Here is an 18,775-nt window from a genome sequence, read left to right on the forward strand (position 1 = left end):
AAAATGATCTTGGTGCCGAGCCATGGTTCAGAGCGGCGCCTTCATCTCCGTATGGCAGGCTATGGTCCCCGACCGCGCCAGAGACATAGGTGACCATGGCCCCGAAATCGCCCGAAACCTCCAGGTACACGGAGACCGAGCGCAAGTTTGAGGTGGTCGAGTCCACCGTCTCCCCGTCTTTCGAAGGGTTGTCGTCGGTCGCCCGTATCGAGCGGTCGCCGTCACAGTCTCTGGCAGCTGTGTACTTCGACACGCCCGATCGTGACCTGGCCCGGAACAAGATCACGCTGCGCAGGCGGACCGGCGGGACCGACGCGGGGTGGCACCTGAAGTTGCCGGCGGGTGCCGATACCCGCACGGAAGTGCACGCCCCGCTCGAAGGGGACGCGGCGCAGGTGCCTGAGAGCCTTCGCGATGTCGTGCTGGCGATCGTGCGGGATCGCCCACTGGCACCGGTCGCGCGCATCAACACGACCAGGATCGTCGAGTTGTTGTACGGGCCCGACGGTGCCCCGTTGGCCGAGTTCTGCGACGACCAGGTGACCGCGAGCGCCGAAGGTGGCGAGGAGCAGTTCTGGCGCGAATGGGAGCTCGAGCTCAAGCCCGGCACCGACACCGCCGTATTCGACCGGCTGACCAACAGGCTGCTTGATGCGGGGGCGGTGCCGGCCGGTCACGGGTCAAAGCTGGCCAGGGTTCTCGCGACAAGCACCCCGGAGTCCGAGGAAAGCCCTGGGACGGCCCCGACGGAGTCGACCGACCCCGCCCGCCGGGCCGTGGCGCAGCACGTGGCCGAACTGATCGAGTGGGACCGCGCGGTTCGCTCCGACGTGTGGGATTCGGTCCATCAAATGCGGGTGACGACCCGCAAGATCCGTAGCCTGCTGCAATCTTCGGAAGGCTCGTTCGACATCGCCGACCACGAGTGGATCCTCGACGAGTTGCGGGAGCTCGCGGCGGTCCTCGGCGTGGCCCGCGACGCAGAGGTTCTGGCCGAGCGCTACGAGCGTGCGATCGATGCGCTGCCCGAGTCCAATGTGCGGGGCCCGGTGCGGGAGCGGCTCGTGGAAGGCGCCAAGAAGCGGTACCAGATGGGTTGGAAACGCTCGCTGACCGCCATGCGCTCCCAGCGCTACTTCCGCCTCCTCGACGCGCTCGAAGCGCTGGTCGCCTCCGATCCCGCTCCGTCTGCTACCGGCGAGGAACCCGCACAGCTGACGATCGATTCGGCGTACAAGCGAGTCCGCAAGGCGGCCAAGGCGGCGCGCACTGCGGCGGAGGATCCCGACGTGAGCGTCGAGGACTCGAACGAAGCGTTGCATCGAATTCGTAAGCGCGCCAAAGCTCTTCGCTATACCGCCGCCGCTACGGGCGAAGCGAAGGTGGCCGACCGCGCCAAGGCCATTCAGTCGCTTCTGGGCGACCACCAGGACAGCGTCGTGAGCCGGACCCATCTGAGCCGTCAGGCGGAGGTCGCACACGCCGCCGGCGAGGACACGTTCACCTATGGCCTGCTGTATCAGTTGGAGGACGATCTGGCCCGCCGCTGCGAGGAACAGATCGAGGATGCGCTCAAGGCGCTCGACAAGTCGGTCAAGTCCTGAGCACGCCCGAGGGCGGATGAGCCGGCCTGTAAGCCGGATTCTGTTCCTCGCCGCCTGATCGGGCAGCGAGGCGGCGACCATCCATCTGGACACACCGTCGCCGGGTGCCTCAAGCGGCCTACCCGCAGGCTCGGGCGAGCAGCCCTCGGGCGCCTGCGCGGCCGCAACCAGGTTGCGGCCTTCTTGGCCTTGCTTCGGGTGGGGTTTACCTAGCCACTCCGGTCACCCGGAATGCTGGTGCGCTCTTACCGCACCTTTTCACCCTTACCTCCCCGTCGTCCGAAGACTCCGTGGCGGCGGTCTGTTTTCTGTGGCACTTTCCCGCGAGTCACCTCGGATTGCCGTTAGCAATCACCCTGCTCTGCGAAGTCCGGACTTTCCTCGACACCAGGTGCCGCGGCCGCCCGGCCAGCTCATCCGCCCTAACAAGGTAATGGGTCAAGGGCTGTTTGAGGTAATGAATGCCTACCTCGCCGCGGGGCCATACTGAGTGCATGGCGCAGGCTCCTCCCGCCCGCTACCTGATGCGGGCCAAGGACTTCGTGGATTCTCGATATTCGGAGCCGATCACCGTCGATGATCTCGCGGCGGCGGCCGGTTTGTCGCGGGCACACTTCAGCCGCATGTTCACGAGGACGTTCGGCGAGTCACCGAGCGCGTATCTGCAGACGCGCCGACTTGAACGTGCCGCATCGCTGTTGCGCCACACCGACAGATCCGTTGCCGACATCTGCGTGATGGTGGGGCTGCAGAGCGTCGGATCGTTCACCACAGCCTTCGCCCGCGCCTACGGATTACCGCCGGCGGCGTATCGGGCGTCGATGCCGCCGGCCGCCATCCACGCACGAATCCCCAGTTGCATCTTGGCTCGGGACACCCGAAAGACAGCACACGCGGAGAAGACGGGGTGAGCTCCGCGGCCGTAGCGTCGGGCACATGATCAAGATCGCAAGCGCCCATCTGTGGGTCCACGACCAGGAAGTCGCTTTGAAGTACTGGACCGACAAGGTCGGTATGGAAGTGCGCCAAGACGTTTCACTGCCCGACGTCGACGGCATCTTTCGCTGGCTGACCGTCGGCCCGCCAGGACAGGACGACGTGTCCATCGTGCTCATGGCCGTGCCCGGCGAGCCCGTCATGGACGAGTCCACCAAGAAGCAGGTGCTCGACCTGACCGCCAAAGGGTTCGCGGGCACCGTCTTCCTGACCACCGATGACTGCCAGGCCAGCTACGAGCAACTCAAAGCCCGCGGCGTCGAGTTCACCGAGGAGCCCCACCAGATGCCCTACGGCATCGACTGCGGATTCCGCGATCCGTCCGGAAACAGCGTGCGACTCACCCAGTTGGCGGAAGTGCCTGCCGGCACCTGACCCTCGACGCTAGGCGGCTTCGAAGGTGACGAGGTCGATGCTGAGTTGGCCCTCGAGGAGGCTGATCTTCTGACGCACCGGGATGGCGGGCAGCGGCGGCGCCAGGGAGTAGTACCTGGCCCCGGTGGGCGTGACGAATTCGGCCCGGTGGGTGCCGCCGCGGTCGCGGGTCGTCACCCGCCAGCCGGGTGCTTCTTTGGCGTAATTGCACGCCTCGCAGGCCCCCAAACCATTGACCGCACTTGTCTTTCCACCGTCACGGTCGGGGGTGGCGTGGTCGTGGTGGCGGATCGGGGCGTTGCAGTACGGATTCCGGCACGTGCGGTCCCGGATTCCGATGAACGCGCCCAACCCTTTCGGGAAGATCCGCGACCGCGATTCCATCGCGACCAACTGCCCCGATGTCGGGTGGCGGTAGAGCCGGCGCAGGATCGCCTTCGCAGCCTTATCAGTGGCGGCGTCGCCGGTGAGCTTGCACGCGAACCCCGCCGGGATGGGTCCATAACCGTCCAGCCACGCCGGCTCGGCGTCATCACCGGCCAGTGTGGTGTCGGCCATCACCAGGTTCAGGCTCACATCGACCGGTGCGGTACTGCTGCGACCCGTCACCCGCTCATAGGCGGTATCGCACATGAACTGCCCGCGAGAGCGGCCATCCCCGCACACGTCGGCTTCACGTTTCAGCGCGGCGTACATGCCGATGCCCTGCGCCAGCGGCATCAGGAACGTCACGTAGACCATTCCGTTGGGCGCAGGCCGGGTGGTGACGCAACGGTCCTTGACCGCCTTGTTGTTGCGTTCCACCACCGCCGCGGCATCCAGGCGGGCGGTGATCCGTTTGGCCTCAGCAGCTACGCGCCGATTGCCCCAGCCCTGGAACCCGTGGGCTTCCTCGGCTAGTTCGGCATCCAGCGTGCGGCGATCCTCGACCGACAGGCACGCGGATTCCCGCACGATCAGCAACGCCCGGTACTCCGAGAGCTGGCCTGCCTCCAACGCCGCCAAGGTGCGCGGCATCTCATGAACCAGCGCTTTCGCCATCCCGAGGTGGGTGTTCCCGCAGGCCGGGGCATCGCGGCGGGCCAGCGCGATCTCCGAGGCCAAGCCTTTCCCGCGTCGGCGTGCCGGTATCCCGGCAGCCCGCTCGGCCGCCGTGCGCTTCCGAGCCCACAACGCCGTCGCACGGGCCTGCGCGGCCGCAGCCTTCGACTTCAGCTCCTCAAAGCGCTCGACGAGGATCCGCAGGTCCTTCTCGGACGCCTCCGGATCTACTTCGAACAAACGTTCGATCATAAGACCGACGCTACGCCCACCCCCCGACAACTAACCTTCGGACAACCGGCGCAGCACGATCAGGTTGTCGATCAGCACTCCGGCCTGGCCGTCCGGCCCGACGGCGTCGCGTTCGACGGTGCCGACACGGACGTGCTCCCACTGCCCCGCACCGAGGTCGATCGTTCCGAGGACCTCGTCGACCGTCGGGAATACGTGGTCTTTGATGTGCTTGGCCCATGGCGGCGCCGCGCCATGGTCGACGACGACCAGCAGACCGCCCGGCGCCACCGCGCGCGCGGCGGAGGCGAAGATGCGTTCCCGGTCGAGATGCACCATCGACTGCAGGAACTGCGCCGACACGAGGTCGAACCTGCCAGCCGGGAACGACTCCGAAAGGTTCATCTGCACCAGCCGCACGCGGTCGGTCAACCCTCGCCGGGCCGCCTCCTCGGCGGCACGGCAGATCGCAGTGTCCGAGATGTCCACACCGACGACCTCCCAGCCGTTTTCGGCCAGCCACAGCGAGTCGCCGCCTTCCCCGCACCCGAGATCCAGCGCCCGTCCCGGCGCCAGAGGCGTGGCAACCTCGGCCAGCCACCGGTTGACCTTGCCGCTCCAGATCCGGTCCCGCTCGGAGTACCTATCCTCCCAATGTTGTTTGACCTCAGACATTGTGCTCCTCCATGAAACTCGCCACCATCGATGCGGCCGCGGCAGAACCAGCCGCGATCGCCGCCGCTACTTGCGGCAGTTGTGCGCTTACATCACCCGCAGCGAAGACACCCGGCACCGAGGTGCGATACATCGCATCGGTCTCGATCGCCTCCGGCGATATCGGGTTGGTCGCAGCGAACGCGACTCCCAACTTTTCGGCCAGCGCGCCACGTTGGCGCAGGGTCGTCGCAACGAGCAGGCCATTGCGCGCCAGACTGGCGCCGTCGGTGAACATCACGGCCTGCAATTCGCCTGCCAATGAGTGCAATTCGCTCACCACTCGCTCATCGACATCGACTCCCACATGCGCCAGGCGCGACCGATGGTCGGCGGTGAGCTCGGCGGGCCCGCCTGTCAGCAGGACGACATCATCACTCCACCCGCGCAGCAGCGTCGCCATGTGCACCGCCCGATCCCCGTCGGCAAGTACGGCAAGTGGCTTGTCACGCACTTCCCATCCGTGACAGAACGGGCAGTGGAAGACCGAATTGCCCCACAGCTCTGTCAAACCCGGCACGTCGGGCGACTCGTACCGCATCCCCATGGCCAACAGCACCCGACGAGTCCGCACCACGCTGTCATCGGCCAACTCCACGGCGAAATCGCCAACGGCCCCGTCCGCAGTGATGACCTCGCCGGAGCGAATCTCGATACTCGGGTAGGCCGTCAACTCGTGCCGACCCTGGGCATACAACTGCGCAGGCGGGACGCCGTCGAAGCTCAACAACCCACCGATGCCGTGGGCGGCTAGGTTGCTCTGCGCTCCGGCGTCGATCAGCAGCGTTTCTCGACGCGCCCTGCCCAGGACCAGCGCCGCACTCAACCCGGCGGCGCCTCCGCCGACGATCAGGCAATCCCAGATCTTGTCCATGCCACGACCTTGCCCGTGCTAGGAGCGATCTGCCAAGCTGATTTGCCATGAAGGCAAATGAGGGCGAGGAAAGCGTTGATGCCCGTGTGCGGCGGCGGCTGCGGGACCTTCGAGTCCAGCGTGGCATGACCCTCGAAGACGTCGCCAGGCGGTCCAGCATCGACATCTCGACACTGAGCCGTCTGGAGTCCGGGAAGCGGCGCCTCGCTCTCGATCACCTGCCGCGGCTGGCCGCCGCATTGTCGGTCAGCACCGACGAACTGTTGCGCACACCTGAGGTCGAAGACCCGCGCATTCGCGGACAGTCCCACACGCACAACCAGATCACGTTCTGGCCGTTGACCGGTCAAGGTCCCGCCGGAGGGCTTCACGCCCACAAGATCCGGATCAGCGCCCGCAGGCGCACCCCACCCGCGGAACTTCCCGTCCACGAGGGGCACGACTGGATGTACGTGCTCTCGGGTCGGCTCCGACTCATCCTCGGCGACCGCGACTTCACCATCAAACCCGGTGAGGCCGTGGAGTTCTCGACGTGGACTCCCCACTGGTTCGGCGCGGTCGACGGCCCGGTCGAGGCGATCGCGCTATTCGGATTGCACGGCGAGCGGGTGCATTTGCACACCGATCACAGATAGGCCGTCTGGTTGACCAAGCGCACGGATGCTGCGCCGTCGGGGTAGAACTCTGCGATCGACAGTGACGCCAGATCCAGATGCAGCCGATACAGAATCGACGGTCCGGCCGCGAGCGCCATCCTCAACAGGGTCTTGATCGGCGTCACGTGTGAAACCACCAACACCGTCTGGCCCGGGTAGTCGGCGATGATGCGTTTCTGGGCGCGCAGAACCCGTGCCGCGACGTCGTCGAAGCTCTCGCCGCCCGGCGGCCGAACCGACGTGTCGCGAAGCCAGCGGCGATGCAGATCGGGGTCGTACTCGGAGGCCTCCTGGAACGTCATGCCTTCCCAGGCACCGAAATCCGTCTCGATCAGGTCGTGGTCGACGGTGACGTCGAGACTGAGAGCTTTCGCCGCTGCCGCCGCGGTGTCGTACGCCCGCTGCAACGGTGACGCAAGTACGGCATCGACGCCACCCCTGTCCCCGAGGTAGCGCGCGGCGGCGCCCGCCTGACGAGTGCCGAGTTCGGTGAGCTCCGGGTTCCCGCGCCCCGAGTAGCGACGCTCCACCGACAGCGCTGTCTGCCCGTGACGCAACAGCAGCAGCCTGGTCGGCGCTCCTCTGGCACCTGTCCATCCCGCCGGGTTGGTGGTCACCGCTGTGGTCGCCGAATGTTCTTCCGCGCCCGCCGCATCCATCGCCTCGTTGGCGAGCCTGTCGGCGTGGCCGTTCTTCTCCCGGGCGATCCACGCGTAGCTCACGGACGAGAACCCTCCAGCGAGTTGGCGCGCCTGCTGGTTCAGCGGGATCAGGTCGGGATGTTTGACCTTCCAGCGGTTGGACATCTGCTCCACGACGAGCTGGGAATCCATGAGGACCTCGACCTCGGAGGCGCCGACCTCAGCTGCGGCCTGAAGGCCCGCAATCAGCCCTCGGTACTCGGCGACGTTGTTGGTCGCCGTGCCGATCGCCGCCTTCGCCTCGACGAGGAGGGATTCCCGGTCACCTGACCATACGACCGCGCCGTAGCCGGCGGGACCCGGGTTGCCACGGGAACCGCCGTCGACCTCGACGATCACTTTCACTTGCGAAAACCAGTCACCCGCAACAGGATCGCCGCACATTCCGGGCAGCGCACCACGTCATCGTCGGCCGCCGCGGCGATCCGCGCCGACTCCCCCTGGTCGATCTCGATCCGGCACGCACCGCACCGCCGGCCCTGCAACGGCGCCGCTCCGACACCTGTGCGTGACCGCTGGCGCTCGTAGAGCGTCACAAGCGCTTCGTCGATATGCGCGACCAGCTCGGCACGCCGGACCGCGGATTTCTCGATGAGCTGAGTCAGTTCGGCGCGGGCGTCGTCGCGCGAACGCTGCGCATCCGCCAGCGCCTTCTGCAGGTCCTCGAGGCCCGCCAGTTCTCGGTCCTGATCCGCGGACAACTCCTCGCGTTTCTCCATCAACTCCAGCTGGGCGTCCTCCAGGCTGGACTGTCGCCGCTCCAGGGTTTCGAGCTCGTGCTGCAAGTCGTTGAGCTGCTTGGGGTCCACCGAGCCCCCGGCCATGAGTGCGCGGTCGCGGTCCTCTCGCTGCCGCACACCGTCGATCTCTGTTTCCAACTTCGCGACCTGCGCGTCGATGTCGGCCAGCGCGAGTTGCAGTGCGGCGAGTCGGTCGGCTGCCTCGCGGTGCGACGCCTGAGCTTCCTCCACCGCCTTCTGCTCGGGAAGGTTCTTCGTCCGATGCTCGGCCCGGCTGACTTCGGCGTCCAATTCTGCTAGCTGCAGCAGCGAATTCTGTTGAAAAACATCAGCTTTCATAAGGGGACCCCTCGACATTCCATGGATCTGTGCGCACATCCGAAACCGTGACCGGCATTGACGCACCGAAGTGCGTGCGCAGCAACGCGGCGGCCTGCTGACACCACGGGAACTCACTGGCCCAGTGCGCGACGTCGACCAGTGCGACGTCGGAGGACCGTCGGTGTTCGTCGGCGGGATGGTGCCGCAGATCGGCCGTCACGTACACCTGCACGCCTGCGGCGGCGACCTCGGCCAGCAGCGAATCCCCGGCGCCTCCGCATACGGCCACGCGGGACACCGTCGCATCCGGGTCACCGGATGCGCGCACTCCCCATGAGGTCGCAGGTAGTGCGGTACACACGCGAGACACGAACGCCGACAACGGTTCCGGACTGGGCAGCGTAGCGATCCGGCCGAGGCCGACGTCTCCCGGCGGGGTCTGCAACTCGATGAGGTCGAAGGCCGGCTCCTCGTACGGATGGGCGGCCCGCAAGGCGGCGATGATCGCACCTCTCCGCGAGGCGGGTGCAACCATCTCCACCCGGTCCTCCGCAACGCGCTCGACAACACCGACTTCACCGATTGCCGGTGTCGCACCGTCGCCGGGCAGAAACTGCCCCGTGCCGGGCACACTCCAGCTGCATTGCGAGTAGTCGCCGATGTGGCCCGCCCCGGCGGCGAACATGGCCGCCCGGACGGCGTCGGCGTTGGCGGCGGGGACGAACACCGCCCACTTGTCGAGAGCGGGACCGGACGGCACCGGCGAGAGCACCTCGACAACCTCCAGCCCCAAGGTGTCGGCCAGCGCGTCCGAGACCCCCGGCGACGCACTGTCTGCGTTGGTGTGAGCGGTGAACAGCGACCGACCCGTACGGATCAGGGAGTGGATGAGGGCGCCTTTGGCGGTCCCCGCGGCCACGGTGTCCACACCGCGCAGCAACAGCGGGTGGTGGGCGAGCAGCAGGCCGCCGTCGGGCACCTGCGCGACGACGTCGGCGGTCGCGTCTACGGCGATGGTCACCGACTCGACGGGCTCCGAGGGATCCCCGCAGACCAGCCCGACGGAATCCCAGCTCTGCGCCAGGCGAGGCGGGTAAGCAGCCTCGAGCACGTCGATGACGTCGACCAGCCGGACACTTGCCACATCACGACAGTAGTGCGCACGGGCCCACGATCCCGGCAGCCACCCGTCTCAGGGACAATGGCCATGTGACGGACATGCTGGACAGCCCCCGCAGCGCCACCCCGGTGGGCCGGGGTGATCTGGTGATCTTCGATCTCGACGGCACCCTCACCGACTCCGCCGAAGGCATCGTCGCCAGCTTCCGGCACGCCCTGCATTCCGTCGGCGCGACCGTCCCCGACGGCGACCTGGTGAGCCGCATCGTCGGGCCGCCGATGCATGTCACGCTGCAGCAGATGGGTCTGGGAGAGTCCGCCGATGCCGCGATCGCCGCCTACCGGGCCGACTACATGTCGCGCGGTTGGTCGATGAACCGGCCGTTCGACGGCGTGGCCGGGCTACTGACGGACCTGCAGGCCGTCGGCGTCAGGCTTGCGGTCGCGACGTCGAAAGCAGAGCCCACCGCGGCGCGCATCCTCGCCCACTTCGAGCTCGACACGTACTTCGAGGTCATCGCAGGCGCCAGCCCCGACGGTGTCCGCTCGACCAAGGCCGACGTGGTCGCCCACGCGCTCCGGCAGCTCGCGCCGCTTCCCGATCGGGTCGTGATGATCGGCGACCGGTCGCATGATGTCGAAGGCGCCGCCGTGCACGGCATCGGGACGATCGTGGTCGGCTGGGGCTACGGGCACCGTGACTTCGCCGACGGCGACAGCGGCGCGTTCGCCCACGTCGCCAGCGTCGACGACCTGCGGGAGGTGCTCGGTGTCTGACCTGTTGCACGTCACGTTCATCTGCTCCGGCAACATCTGCCGCAGCCCGATGGCCGAGAAGATGTTCGCCCACCAGATCGGCGAGCGCGGACTCGCCGACGTCGTCAGAGTCACCAGTGCCGGCACGGGTCACTGGCACGAAGGCGAACCGGCCGACCGGCGCACAGGTCACACGCTGCGCGAGCACGGGTACCCGACGGCCCACCGTGCCGCCCAGATGACCGACGACCATCTCGCCGCGGACCTCGTCGTCGCATTGGGGCGCAACCACCTGCGGATGCTGCAACATGCGGGCGTGCCCGCCGAGCGACTGCGCATGCTGCGGTCCTTCGATCCGCGATCGGGCGTTCACGCGTTGGATGTCGAGGACCCCTACTACGGCACACAGGACGACTTCGAGGAGACGTTCACCGTGATCGACGCCGCGCTGCCCGGGCTGCACAGCTGGGTCGACGACCGGCTCGCGCAGCGAGAGCAGGCCGGCTGAGATGCGGCGGTGGGCGTTCCTGCTGCGGCCGCAATGGCTCGCGCTGTTGGTCGTGGTCCTCGCGTTCGCGTACCTCTGCTTCACGGTGCTGGCGCCCTGGCAGCTCGGCAAGAACACCAAGACCTCACGGGAGAACGCCCAGATCTCCCGATCGCTGGACGCCGATCCGGTACCGGTGACGACGCTTCTGCCGCAACAGGATTCGGCGGCCCCCGACGACCAGTGGCGGCGGGTGACGGCGACGGGCCGGTACCTGCCCGACGCGCAGGTGCTCGCACGCCTGCGCCTCATCGACGGCGACCCCGCGTTCGAGGTCCTCGTACCGTTCGCGGTGGACGGCGGCCCTACCGTCCTCGTCGATCGCGGCTATGTACGGCCGGTCGCGGGTTCGGCGGTGCCGCCGATCGACGCACCCCCGGCGGGCACCGTGACGATCACCGCGCGGTTGCGCGATTCCGAGGGCCTGGCCAGGGACAAGGCACCGTTCGAGGCCGAAGGCGGCACGCAGGTCTACTCGATCAACATCGAGCAGATCTCGTCGCTGACCGGTGTCCCGCTGGCGGGTTCATACCTGCAGCTGGTCGACGGCCAGCCCGGCGGGCTCGGCGTCATCCCCCTGCCGCATCTCGACGCGGGACCGTTCCTGTCGTACGGCATTCAGTGGATCGCGTTCGGGATCATCGCCCCGATCGGCGTCGGCTACTTCGTGTACTCCGAGATCCGCATCCGCAGGCGCGAGAAGGCGGCGGCAGAAGCCCTCTCCGCCGAAACCGCTGACACCCCCGCGCCGCTCACCACCGAGCAGAAGCTCGCCGACCGCTACGGCAAGCGGCGCTGACCGCGATGAGAGCACCCAGCGCCTGAACGGCCCGCGACAATCGGACGGCACGCGCCAGGTCCTCGACATCGGGCACCCGCCCGTCGCCGAGCGTCGGTCGGATCTCCAGCTCGTGGGCGTACTGGGTGGGCCCGCCGAGGCGTATCCCCAACGCTCCGGCGAACGATGCCTCCGCGACTCCGGCGTTCGGGCTGGGGTGTTTGGCCGCGTCCCGTCGCCACGCGCGGCAGGCGCTGGCAGGCGACCCTCCCACAAGCGGCGCGGCGGCCATCACCAGAAGCCCCGTGACCCGCGCCGGCGCCAGGTTGACCAGGTCGTCGAATCTGGCGGCCGCCCAGCCGAACCGGGCGTAACGCGGCGAGCGGCTGCCGATCATCGCGTCGAGGGTGTTGGCGACGCGGTACACCAGCACCGCGGGCGTGCCGCCGACTGCCGCCCACATCAGGGGTCCGATCTGGGCATCGGAGGTGTTCTCCGCGATGGATTCCAGCGCCGCACGAGTCAACCCAGGCGCGTCGAGCACGGACGGATCGCGACCGCACAGCGAGGGCAGCAGGCCGCGGGCTCCGTCGATGTCACCGGCGCGGAGAAGTTGCGCCATGCGCTCACCGGTGCGGCACAGCGTCGTGCCCCCGGCTGCGACGAACGTCGCCGCGGCGACGCACGCAGCCTCGACGACCGTGCCGCGACGCCGTCCCGCCCGTTCGGCCGCCGCGCCCATGACACCGACGGCGGTCAGCAGCGTCGCGGTGTGCAACACCCCGGCACGCCGGTCGTCGGAGTAGGTTCGGCGTTCCAAAGCGGCTGCCACACTGCCGAACACGGCCACCGGATGACCCCGCCGCGGATCACCGAGCAGAGCGTCCGCCACCACACCTGCCCCGATGCCGATCGCGAGAGCGAACACCCAGGCAGCGTCTCACAGCGCATTTCGGCCGAGCGCGAGAGGCCGGGATGACACACTGTGGCCATGGGCGACGTGATCCTGACAGCAACCACGATCATCACGATGAACGACAGCGCTCCACGCGCTCAGGCCGTCGCCGTGTCAAGCGGCCGGATCGTCGCTGTGGGCAGCCTCGACGACTGCCGGGCCGCGTTGCCCGGCGCCGAGGTCGTCGACACCGGCGTCGCCGCGTTAGCACCGGGATTTGTTGAGCCGCATGGTCATCCACTGATCAGCGGGATTGCCACCCAGGCGCCCGCTCGGTCAATCGCACCATGGGACTGCCCCTCGTGGGACGACGTGCAGAAGGTGTTCGCCGACGCTTCGGCAACCAGCGATGCGCAGACCCCATTGTGGTTCGCCGGATATGACGCGCTGCTCCACGGCCACCCTGCACCCGATGCCGCTGAACTCGACGAGATCTTCGGTGACCGTGTCACCGTCGTGACGGACAACTCCGGTCACGGCGTGTACTTCAACTCCGCACTCATCAAGAGGTACGGCTGGGATTCCAACCCGCCTGCCGATCCGGTCGCGTCAAATTACGGACGCAACGCCGACGGCTCCCTCAACGGCCAGGGGTTCGAGCTTCCCGTCGTCACCGCCGTAACCGGTCCCCTGTTGGCTCAGATGGGTGATCCGCTGACATCGGCGGCGATGTATTTCGCGCTGATGTCGCGCGGCGGCTACACGTCGACGTCGGACATGACCTACGACCCGAAGTTCGCCTCGGGATACGAAGCGCTGGCCGCTGCCCCGTCGTGTCCACTGCGGGTCAGCATGTGGGAGATGTCGATCACCGATAGCTTTTGGGAGCCAACCTCTTTCGCCGCCGGGGAGGACTGGCTCACCAAGGCCGGCGTCAAGCTGTGGACCGACGGCTCACCCTGGGTGGGCAACATCGCGATCTCGTTCCCGTACCTCGACACCGAGACGACCCGAACCGCCGGAATCGACCCGGCCACCGCGGGCGGCGTCGACTCGATGAACTACAGCCGCGAGCAGCTCGACGCGATCCTTGACCGCGCCGCGCCCGCAGGCTGGCAGATGGCATTCCACGCCAATGGAGACCTGGCCCTGGACCTGGCACTCGACGCCTACGAGGCTGCGTTGGATCGCCATCACCTGCTCGGCTCGGATCACCGCTGGCGCCTCGAGCATTGCGGTGCGGGGACCCGGGAACACTTCGACCGTGCTGCCCGGTTGGGCGTGCACGTGTCCCTCGCGCCGTTCCAGTACTACTACTGGGGCGATCTGCTCGACGGCGACATCTTCGACCACGAGCACGGTTCCCGGTGGGCCGCGTTCAACGACGCGGTCAGCTCGGGTGCGTGCGTCTCGCTCCACAACGACGGCTCGGTGTCCCCGCCGACGCCGGTGGTCAACATCGCGACCGCCGTCACACGGCGCACGCGTGCCGGTGGCGTGCACGGAGCAGACCAGGCCATCACGTTGGACCAGGCGTGGCGTGCCCACACTGTCGACGCCGCGCGCACCCTGCGCCGCGAACACCTGATCGGTTCGCTGGAAGTGGGGAAACTCGCCGATCTCGTCGAGCTGACGGCGGATCCGTGGACGGTCGACCCGGGGGCCCTGATCGACTCCGTGAAGGTGACCGGGACGTGGTTGGGTGGCCGCCGGATCGACCTGGACGAATTTGTGTCAGCGGTCGAAGGCGCAGACACCGCCGCGCACGCGCACCTGGCCGAGCGCCCCGCCAAGGGGTGCTGCTGAGGGGTATACCTGGAGTCGTGCTTGAGAAGATCACCGACACCGCGCTGCAGATCGTCGAGGGCGTCGGCGCCCTGGTCGGCATCCGCAGCGGAACCGAAGAGCCGATGCATGTGCGTGAGGCGACCCTCGGCGACGTCGAGATCCGCCGCTACGGTCCGCGGATCGCCGCGCAGACGACGGTCTCCGCCGACGAGGAACGCGCCCGCAACGAAGGGTTCCGAAGACTCGCCAGGTACATCTTCGGCGGCAACCATCGACAGGCCAAGATCGCGATGACGGCGCCCGTCGCTCAGCAGAACGAGAAGATCGCGATGACAGCGCCGGTCGCACAGTCGCGCGGAGCCGACGGGGAGTCGGTGATCCGGTTCTTCATGCCGTCGAAGTGGTCGATGGAACTGCTTCCCGAACCCGATGACGAGCGAGTCGAGCTGGTCGAGGTGCCGTCGGAAACGTACGCGGTACTGCGCTTCAGTGGCGACCGCAGCCCTGCAGCGGTGGCGTCCAAGACCGCGGCCCTGCTCGATGCGCTGCAGGACAGCCAGTTTCAGCCCCACGGCGAGCCCATCGCGTGGTTCTACGACCCGCCGTGGACGTTGCCGTTCCGGCGGCGCAACGAGGTCGCCGTTCTGGTCGGCTGACCGGCCACATGTTTGGTGGTGGGCGCGGACGGTTTCGAACCGCCGACCGCTGGTGTGTAAAGGGATCGGAACGTGTGAACCCGCGTGCGGCGCTGTCCACTACGACCAGTTCAGAGGCAGTTCGGGTGTCCGCTGTGTCCACCGCGTCCACGTCGTTCGGGCACGTCTTGGGACAGTGTTGGGACACTGGCGAACGCGCATCCGACACGCCAGCGGTAGTGCGGAGACCGACACGCCCGAACGTGTCAGGGGCTCACGCCACAATCGGTTGATGGCCTCACCGAATGCCGCCGACACTGCGCTCAACATCCCGTCGGACGGACCCCACGCGAAGTTCGTGCGATACGCCCGCGCAGTTGCCAAGGACCATCAGCCGCTTTTCCCCATGACCCCCGCGACTCGCCCACTCGTTGTCGGGCTCGACCTGCGCACGCTGGGACCGCAGCCGTCGGACTACGAGGACCTGGTGCACGTCCTCCGACGTGATGTCGTCACCCCGATGTTGATGGTGTTCGAGGATGCCGACGACGCACTGGCCACGGCCTGGATCGAGGCGTGCGAGGTCGAGGAGCACTACGTCATCCACTACACCGACCCGCAGAGCGTCGGCCGGTTCCTGGACTCGGTGGAGTTCAGCGTCTCGACCATGCGCGGCGAGGAGAGGACGGGCTGGCGCAGGTGCAATTTCTTCGACATCTACGCCCTGCTCGATGCGCAGAGCACGACGGCGGACGATCTGAGCAACGATGACCGAATACGCGGCGCGGTGCTCGCGTCTGCCGGGTTCGGGCTCGGCACCGACGTGGTGGTCTCGCTCGCACCGTCGGTGGGCCGGGCCGATGTGGGCGACAACGACATCGTCACGTCGGTTACCCCCGACGACCTGCACCCGGTGTTCGGTCACTACCTGCGTATGACCGGCAATCGGACGGTTGCCGAGTATCGGTACAGCACCTCCTACGGCAGTGCCACCGAGAAGATGGAACCCCCGTCGATCAAAGAGGTGTACGACATCGGGCTGGGCAGCCTGGTCGCCTGGCTCGACATGTTCCGCCTCGTCGCCGCACAACTCGGGGACATTCGGGCGCTCGCAGAGATCGACACCCTACGCACACGAATCCGCCGCGCCGCTCGGGCGCTCGATGAGGTGATCGCTGCCCTGAGCCGCACCAACGGTCACGACGCCGCACCGACGACGGACACCATCGAGTCCGTCAGCGAGGCGTTCGACCGCGAAATGCTGTACCTCGTCGCGGTGTTCGACGGGTACGGACGTGCGTTCGTGCGCTGGCTCGACCCCACCTCGGGCAAAACCCTGCGTACGTCGTTGTCGTCGGTCAAGACGCTCGACAATTACGTGGACCCCCATTACCCCGGCGCACCACAACTCCCCCGGCTGCGCGAGTTGCAGCGGTTCGCATTCGCCTGCTCACAACTCCGCAATCGCATCCACGATGCCGTCCTGCCCACTGGTTCGTTCACGAACCGGACCTACGGCAACAGCCAGGCCATCGCCATCGACCTCGGCCAGACCGATGTCGAATTGACCCAGGAACTAGTAAATCGACTCGGGGTGTGGCGGGCCACACCGCCCAACGCCATCTTCGGTCGGCCGACGACCGTGGCCGAGGTCGCAACCACCGCCGTCGAACTGTTCAGGGCCAGCCTGGAATACATCGACCTGTTCACCCACCTGGTCATGTGCACCAAGCCGGTTGACGCGCCCAACGCCATCGACCTGCTGGGCAAGGTCACCGACACCGGGTACCGCCCACCGGAACTTCATCCGACCGAGGCGCTCTACCGTCAGTTGTTCCGTTGGGACTGCGCCATCACGCGGCCCTCCGTTGTTTGGACTCGAAACCGGCGGACTTGGCGGTCCACAGGTCGTGTCGCTGCCACTGGTGCCCGCACCCGCCGCACTCGTAGCGGCACACCGCCCACGTCCCGCCGCCTTGAGTGACCTCGGTTGGCTCGGTCAGGGTGGCGCGGCGCACCCGGCTGTCGGCGTGGTGCCCGGCAGGGTTGCACCGGGGGCAGTAGTCGTCCAGGAATTGCAGGCGACGGGTGTCCTGCGCGGTCGTCGTTGTCGTCGTCACGGTGTCTCCTCGTTGTCGTTGGTGAGGTGGCCCCGCGTGGTTGTGGTCGGTCGTCAGGTCAGGGGCGGAACGGGGCGCATACCGGCCCGCAGTCCGGCCAGTTGCGAACTGCCCGGCCCGCCTCCGTCGGTGATGCCCAGCGCCTCACACACGGCGGTCTGGGTGACCTCCCCGGTGCGGTGAAGCTGTTTGGCCACGCGAATCACGGCGGGCCAGGCGCGCTCGATGACGGGTTGCACGGCGTGCCCGAGGTGAGTGCCGCCAGCGGCGGTCAGCACACCGCAGTCACTACGCCCGCCGCCGTCGAACAGCGCGAACATCTCCCGTTGCGTCGGGCGACGGCCACCGGCACGCCAACGCGCTTGTGCCCACGGCCCGGCGTAGGCGATCTCCTGGTCACGCCCGTGCGGGCTGTCCGAGAAGCTGGTCAGCCCCTCCACCCCCGACACTCGGCTGTCGGACACCACGGCGGTGCGGAGTTGTGCGCCGAGCACCACGCCCGCCACGGCGTGGCCCGCCTCATGGACGCAGATTTCGAGGTGCTGCCGCTGGCGGGCGGTCAGATCAGCCACGGTCGGCGGACGCTTGGGTGCGGGCGCTGGCCTCGGCGTGGTCGGCGTGCTGGGCCGGGTCGCAGCGGCGGGGACTCTCGGGCGGGCCGTAGCGGCGGCGAGGGCCGCCCGTGCGACCTGTTCAGCCACGGCGGTGAGGTCGGCCAGGGTGATGGTCGGCTCGGCGGTCATGGTGGTGTCCTCTCTGGGTGTGTTGGCGGGGTCGTCACGCTGGGGCCGACGCCGGGACGGGGGTGCGGAACACATCCGGCCCACCACCGTCCCGACGCCGACCGTTCGCCATGACCGATGGCTCTGTTTCGTTGCGTTGCAACAACTTGCGCGCGTTCTTCTGGCGTTCCCTGCGGTCGCGTTCGTCGGCTTTGGCCGCGCTCTGTTCGAGGTACTGGGCGAGGCACCCCTGGCACGTCCAGCCGTGGACGCTGCCCTTGTAGGTCAGGCACGGCCCGCCGCAGCGCCAGCAGGAGGCGAGGTCGTCGGTGGTCGCGGTCGTCGTCACGGTGCGATCTCCACCGCTGCCACCACGGCCTCGTAGGCCACCAGGACCGACCGCTCGGCCACCGCTACGTAGACGTTGTGGCGCTCATCCGCCGCCGTGCGCACTTGCGGCACGTCCCGCCACCCGAACAGCGGCGCGCTGATGGCCACGATGGTGTCGCCCAGCCCGGCCCGGTAACCGCCGTCGAACACCAGCGCGTGCCCGCCCGGCGTCGTCCACCGCGCACCCGCCCGCGTGATGAGCTGAGCGGCAACGAACACCGGCAGCCACGCGGGCGAGGCGTGGACGTAACCGACCACGTTGGCCTCGGCGAACTCAGCCTCGATGTGCGCCAGTGCCGCCACCACGTCGGGCACCGCCGGGGTGGCGTCCAGGTCGGCGGCATCGACCAGCAGCCGGGCGGCGAACTGTCGGGCCACCACGACCGACTCCCGCAGACGCATCGCCTGCGCGGCACGCTGCTCCACCTCGCGGCGCGACGGCTCGGTCAGGTCGCAGGAATCGAACGCCCACACCACCAGCGGGTCGAACGGGTCGAGAATGCCGCCCCGCTCGCCCTGCTTGCGGTCGCCGTCCAGGGCGGGAACGCCACACCACGGCGCATCCCATACGCCCACCTGGTCGCCGGGGAAGTTCGCGCCGCGAACCTCCACCCCGGTCAGGTGACGGCTGGCCTCGTCGGTGCCCACCTCGGTCCAGAACACCGTCGAGTACAGACCGCCGGGCGCGGGGTTGACCGGCGGTGCCTCGAAACGCACCGGCAGCATGTCGGGGTGGGTGGTCATCGGAAAGTCGGGTAGGGCGGTGGTCATC

Annotated in this window: 20 protein-coding genes and 1 other RNA gene; 10 read left to right on the forward strand and 11 right to left on the reverse strand. The window is 67.9% G+C overall.

Annotated elements, in window-relative coordinates; translation table 11 throughout:
• Nucleotides 1–95 precede the first annotated feature (95 nt).
• Complete coding sequence (locus AWC12_RS09625; RefSeq protein ID WP_085173906.1) at nucleotides 96–1,604, forward strand: CYTH and CHAD domain-containing protein; 1,509 nt, start codon at nucleotides 96–98, stop codon at nucleotides 1,602–1,604.
• 13 nt (nucleotides 1,605–1,617) lie between these two features.
• Here AWC12_RS09625 and rnpB read toward each other — a convergent pair.
• Nucleotides 1,618–2,020: RNase P RNA component class A (gene rnpB, locus AWC12_RS09630), an RNA gene on the reverse strand.
• A 78-nt stretch (nucleotides 2,021–2,098) separates the two neighbouring features.
• Between rnpB and AWC12_RS09635 the strand changes: the two genes are divergently transcribed.
• Nucleotides 2,099–2,515, forward strand: a complete 417-nt coding sequence (locus AWC12_RS09635) for a helix-turn-helix transcriptional regulator (RefSeq protein ID WP_085173908.1) — start codon at nucleotides 2,099–2,101, stop codon at nucleotides 2,513–2,515.
• 25 nt (nucleotides 2,516–2,540) lie between these two features.
• Nucleotides 2,541–2,975, forward strand: a complete 435-nt coding sequence (locus tag AWC12_RS09640) for a VOC family protein (protein WP_024445381.1) — start codon at nucleotides 2,541–2,543, stop codon at nucleotides 2,973–2,975.
• A 9-nt stretch (nucleotides 2,976–2,984) separates the two neighbouring features.
• Here the strand turns inward: AWC12_RS09640 and AWC12_RS09645 are convergent, their stop codons facing one another.
• Genes AWC12_RS09645 through AWC12_RS09655 form a run of 3 tightly spaced genes read right to left on the reverse strand, consistent with a single transcriptional unit; the run spans nucleotide 2,985 to nucleotide 5,835 of the window.
• Nucleotides 2,985–4,268 (reverse strand): HNH endonuclease signature motif containing protein, encoded by a 1,284-nt coding sequence (locus tag AWC12_RS09645; RefSeq protein WP_085173910.1) that lies wholly within the window; start codon nucleotides 4,266–4,268, stop codon nucleotides 2,985–2,987.
• Between the two features lie 30 nt (nucleotides 4,269–4,298).
• On the reverse strand, nucleotides 4,299–4,922 hold the full coding sequence (locus AWC12_RS09650) for a class I SAM-dependent methyltransferase (protein ID WP_024445379.1): 624 nt from the start codon (nucleotides 4,920–4,922) through the stop codon (nucleotides 4,299–4,301).
• Nucleotides 4,915–5,835, reverse strand: a complete 921-nt coding sequence (locus AWC12_RS09655; RefSeq protein WP_085173912.1) for an NAD(P)/FAD-dependent oxidoreductase — start codon at nucleotides 5,833–5,835, stop codon at nucleotides 4,915–4,917. The genes AWC12_RS09650 and AWC12_RS09655 overlap by 8 nt, the downstream gene beginning before the upstream one ends.
• Nucleotides 5,836–5,882: 47 nt before the next feature.
• On the opposite strand from AWC12_RS09655, the gene AWC12_RS09660 reads away from it, so the two are divergent.
• The gene (locus AWC12_RS09660) at nucleotides 5,883–6,470 is read left to right on the forward strand and encodes a helix-turn-helix domain-containing protein (RefSeq protein ID WP_024445377.1); all 588 of its coding nucleotides are present in this window, start codon (nucleotides 5,883–5,885) and stop codon (nucleotides 6,468–6,470) included.
• Here the strand turns inward: AWC12_RS09660 and AWC12_RS09665 are convergent.
• From AWC12_RS09665 to AWC12_RS09675, 3 genes are read right to left on the reverse strand one after another with little or no spacing between them, the layout of a single operon-like run.
• On the reverse strand, nucleotides 6,461–7,537 hold the full coding sequence (locus AWC12_RS09665; RefSeq protein ID WP_085173914.1) for a bifunctional RNase H/acid phosphatase: 1,077 nt from the start codon (nucleotides 7,535–7,537) through the stop codon (nucleotides 6,461–6,463). The two genes, AWC12_RS09660 and AWC12_RS09665, sit on opposite strands and share 10 nt — an antisense overlap.
• The gene (locus AWC12_RS09670; protein ID WP_085173916.1) at nucleotides 7,534–8,271 is read right to left on the reverse strand and encodes a zinc ribbon domain-containing protein; all 738 of its coding nucleotides are present in this window, start codon (nucleotides 8,269–8,271) and stop codon (nucleotides 7,534–7,536) included. The genes AWC12_RS09665 and AWC12_RS09670 overlap by 4 nt, the downstream gene beginning before the upstream one ends.
• Nucleotides 8,261–9,397: a Nif3-like dinuclear metal center hexameric protein gene (locus AWC12_RS09675; RefSeq protein WP_085173918.1), complete on the reverse strand. Its 1,137-nt coding sequence runs from the start codon at nucleotides 9,395–9,397 to the stop codon at nucleotides 8,261–8,263. The genes AWC12_RS09670 and AWC12_RS09675 overlap by 11 nt, the downstream gene beginning before the upstream one ends.
• A gap of 74 nt (nucleotides 9,398–9,471) precedes the next feature.
• Here AWC12_RS09675 and AWC12_RS09680 point away from each other — a divergent pair, with 74 nt between their 5' ends.
• The 3 genes from AWC12_RS09680 to AWC12_RS09690 are packed head-to-tail and all read left to right on the forward strand — an operon-like array spanning nucleotide 9,472 to nucleotide 11,474.
• On the forward strand, nucleotides 9,472–10,149 hold the full coding sequence (locus AWC12_RS09680) for an HAD hydrolase-like protein (RefSeq protein ID WP_085174160.1): 678 nt from the start codon (nucleotides 9,472–9,474) through the stop codon (nucleotides 10,147–10,149).
• Nucleotides 10,142–10,636, forward strand: a complete 495-nt coding sequence (locus AWC12_RS09685) for a low molecular weight protein-tyrosine-phosphatase (protein ID WP_085173920.1) — start codon at nucleotides 10,142–10,144, stop codon at nucleotides 10,634–10,636. The genes AWC12_RS09680 and AWC12_RS09685 overlap by 8 nt, the downstream gene beginning before the upstream one ends.
• 1 nt (nucleotide 10,637) lies before the next feature.
• Nucleotides 10,638–11,474: an SURF1 family cytochrome oxidase biogenesis protein gene (locus AWC12_RS09690; RefSeq protein WP_085173922.1), complete on the forward strand. Its 837-nt coding sequence runs from the start codon at nucleotides 10,638–10,640 to the stop codon at nucleotides 11,472–11,474.
• On the opposite strand, the gene AWC12_RS09695 is transcribed toward AWC12_RS09690, so the two are convergent.
• Entirely contained in the window at nucleotides 11,428–12,381 is a 954-nt protein-coding gene (locus AWC12_RS09695) for a cobalamin biosynthesis protein (RefSeq protein ID WP_085173924.1), read from the reverse strand. The genes AWC12_RS09690 and AWC12_RS09695 overlap by 47 nt on opposite strands.
• Nucleotides 12,382–12,444: 63 nt before the next feature.
• On the opposite strand from AWC12_RS09695, the gene AWC12_RS09700 reads away from it, so the two are divergent.
• The 3 genes from AWC12_RS09700 to AWC12_RS31050 all read left to right on the forward strand — a co-directional run bounded on the left by AWC12_RS09700 (nucleotide 12,445) and on the right by AWC12_RS31050 (nucleotide 16,755).
• Complete coding sequence (locus AWC12_RS09700) at nucleotides 12,445–14,154, forward strand: amidohydrolase (protein ID WP_085173926.1); 1,710 nt, start codon at nucleotides 12,445–12,447, stop codon at nucleotides 14,152–14,154.
• 17 nt (nucleotides 14,155–14,171) lie between these two features.
• On the forward strand, nucleotides 14,172–14,792 hold the full coding sequence (locus AWC12_RS09705) for an SOUL family heme-binding protein (RefSeq protein ID WP_085173928.1): 621 nt from the start codon (nucleotides 14,172–14,174) through the stop codon (nucleotides 14,790–14,792).
• Between the two features lie 271 nt (nucleotides 14,793–15,063).
• On the forward strand, nucleotides 15,064–16,755 hold the full coding sequence (locus AWC12_RS31050) for a hypothetical protein (RefSeq protein ID WP_165762791.1): 1,692 nt from the start codon (nucleotides 15,064–15,066) through the stop codon (nucleotides 16,753–16,755).
• Nucleotides 16,756–16,944: 189 nt separating this feature from the next.
• On the opposite strand, the gene AWC12_RS09715 is transcribed toward AWC12_RS31050, so the two are convergent.
• The 3 genes from AWC12_RS09715 to AWC12_RS09725 are packed head-to-tail and all read right to left on the reverse strand — an operon-like array spanning nucleotide 16,945 to nucleotide 18,774.
• Nucleotides 16,945–17,634, reverse strand: a complete 690-nt coding sequence (locus AWC12_RS09715) for a hypothetical protein (protein WP_085173933.1) — start codon at nucleotides 17,632–17,634, stop codon at nucleotides 16,945–16,947.
• A 34-nt stretch (nucleotides 17,635–17,668) separates the two neighbouring features.
• On the reverse strand, nucleotides 17,669–17,962 hold the full coding sequence (locus AWC12_RS09720) for a hypothetical protein (protein ID WP_085173935.1): 294 nt from the start codon (nucleotides 17,960–17,962) through the stop codon (nucleotides 17,669–17,671).
• Nucleotides 17,959–18,774, reverse strand: coding sequence for a hypothetical protein (locus tag AWC12_RS09725; RefSeq protein ID WP_085173937.1), 816 nt, complete (start codon nucleotides 18,772–18,774; stop codon nucleotides 17,959–17,961). Before AWC12_RS09725 ends, AWC12_RS09720 begins: the two co-directional genes overlap by 4 nt.
• Nucleotide 18,775 lies beyond the last annotated feature (1 nt).

The organism is Mycolicibacterium iranicum (assembly GCF_002101705.1).
Lineage (GTDB): Bacteria > Actinomycetota > Actinomycetes > Mycobacteriales > Mycobacteriaceae > Mycobacterium > Mycobacterium iranicum.

Excerpts from the sequence above, each read along its gene's own strand:
- AWC12_RS09625 (WP_085173906.1), top strand. The coding sequence starts at position 96 with ATGGCCCCGAAATCGCCCGAAACCTCCAGGTACACGGAGACCGAGCGC.
- AWC12_RS09635 (WP_085173908.1), top strand. The coding sequence starts at position 2,099 with ATGGCGCAGGCTCCTCCCGCCCGCTACCTGATGCGGGCCAAGGACTTC.
- AWC12_RS09640 (WP_024445381.1), top strand. The coding sequence starts at position 2,541 with ATGATCAAGATCGCAAGCGCCCATCTGTGGGTCCACGACCAGGAAGTC.
- AWC12_RS09645 (WP_085173910.1), bottom strand. The coding sequence starts at position 4,268 with ATGATCGAACGTTTGTTCGAAGTAGATCCGGAGGCGTCCGAGAAGGAC.
- AWC12_RS09650 (WP_024445379.1), bottom strand. The coding sequence starts at position 4,922 with ATGTCTGAGGTCAAACAACATTGGGAGGATAGGTACTCCGAGCGGGAC.
- AWC12_RS09655 (WP_085173912.1), bottom strand. The coding sequence starts at position 5,835 with ATGGACAAGATCTGGGATTGCCTGATCGTCGGCGGAGGCGCCGCCGGG.
- AWC12_RS09660 (WP_024445377.1), top strand. The coding sequence starts at position 5,883 with ATGAAGGCAAATGAGGGCGAGGAAAGCGTTGATGCCCGTGTGCGGCGG.
- AWC12_RS09670 (WP_085173916.1), bottom strand. The coding sequence starts at position 8,271 with ATGAAAGCTGATGTTTTTCAACAGAATTCGCTGCTGCAGCTAGCAGAA.
- AWC12_RS09680 (WP_085174160.1), top strand. The coding sequence starts at position 9,472 with ATGCTGGACAGCCCCCGCAGCGCCACCCCGGTGGGCCGGGGTGATCTG.
- AWC12_RS09690 (WP_085173922.1), top strand. The coding sequence starts at position 10,638 with ATGCGGCGGTGGGCGTTCCTGCTGCGGCCGCAATGGCTCGCGCTGTTG.
- AWC12_RS09700 (WP_085173926.1), top strand. The coding sequence starts at position 12,445 with ATGGGCGACGTGATCCTGACAGCAACCACGATCATCACGATGAACGAC.
- AWC12_RS31050 (WP_165762791.1), top strand. The coding sequence starts at position 15,064 with ATGGCCTCACCGAATGCCGCCGACACTGCGCTCAACATCCCGTCGGAC.
- AWC12_RS09715 (WP_085173933.1), bottom strand. The coding sequence starts at position 17,634 with ATGACCGCCGAGCCGACCATCACCCTGGCCGACCTCACCGCCGTGGCT.
- AWC12_RS09725 (WP_085173937.1), bottom strand. The coding sequence starts at position 18,774 with ATGACCACCGCCCTACCCGACTTTCCGATGACCACCCACCCCGACATG.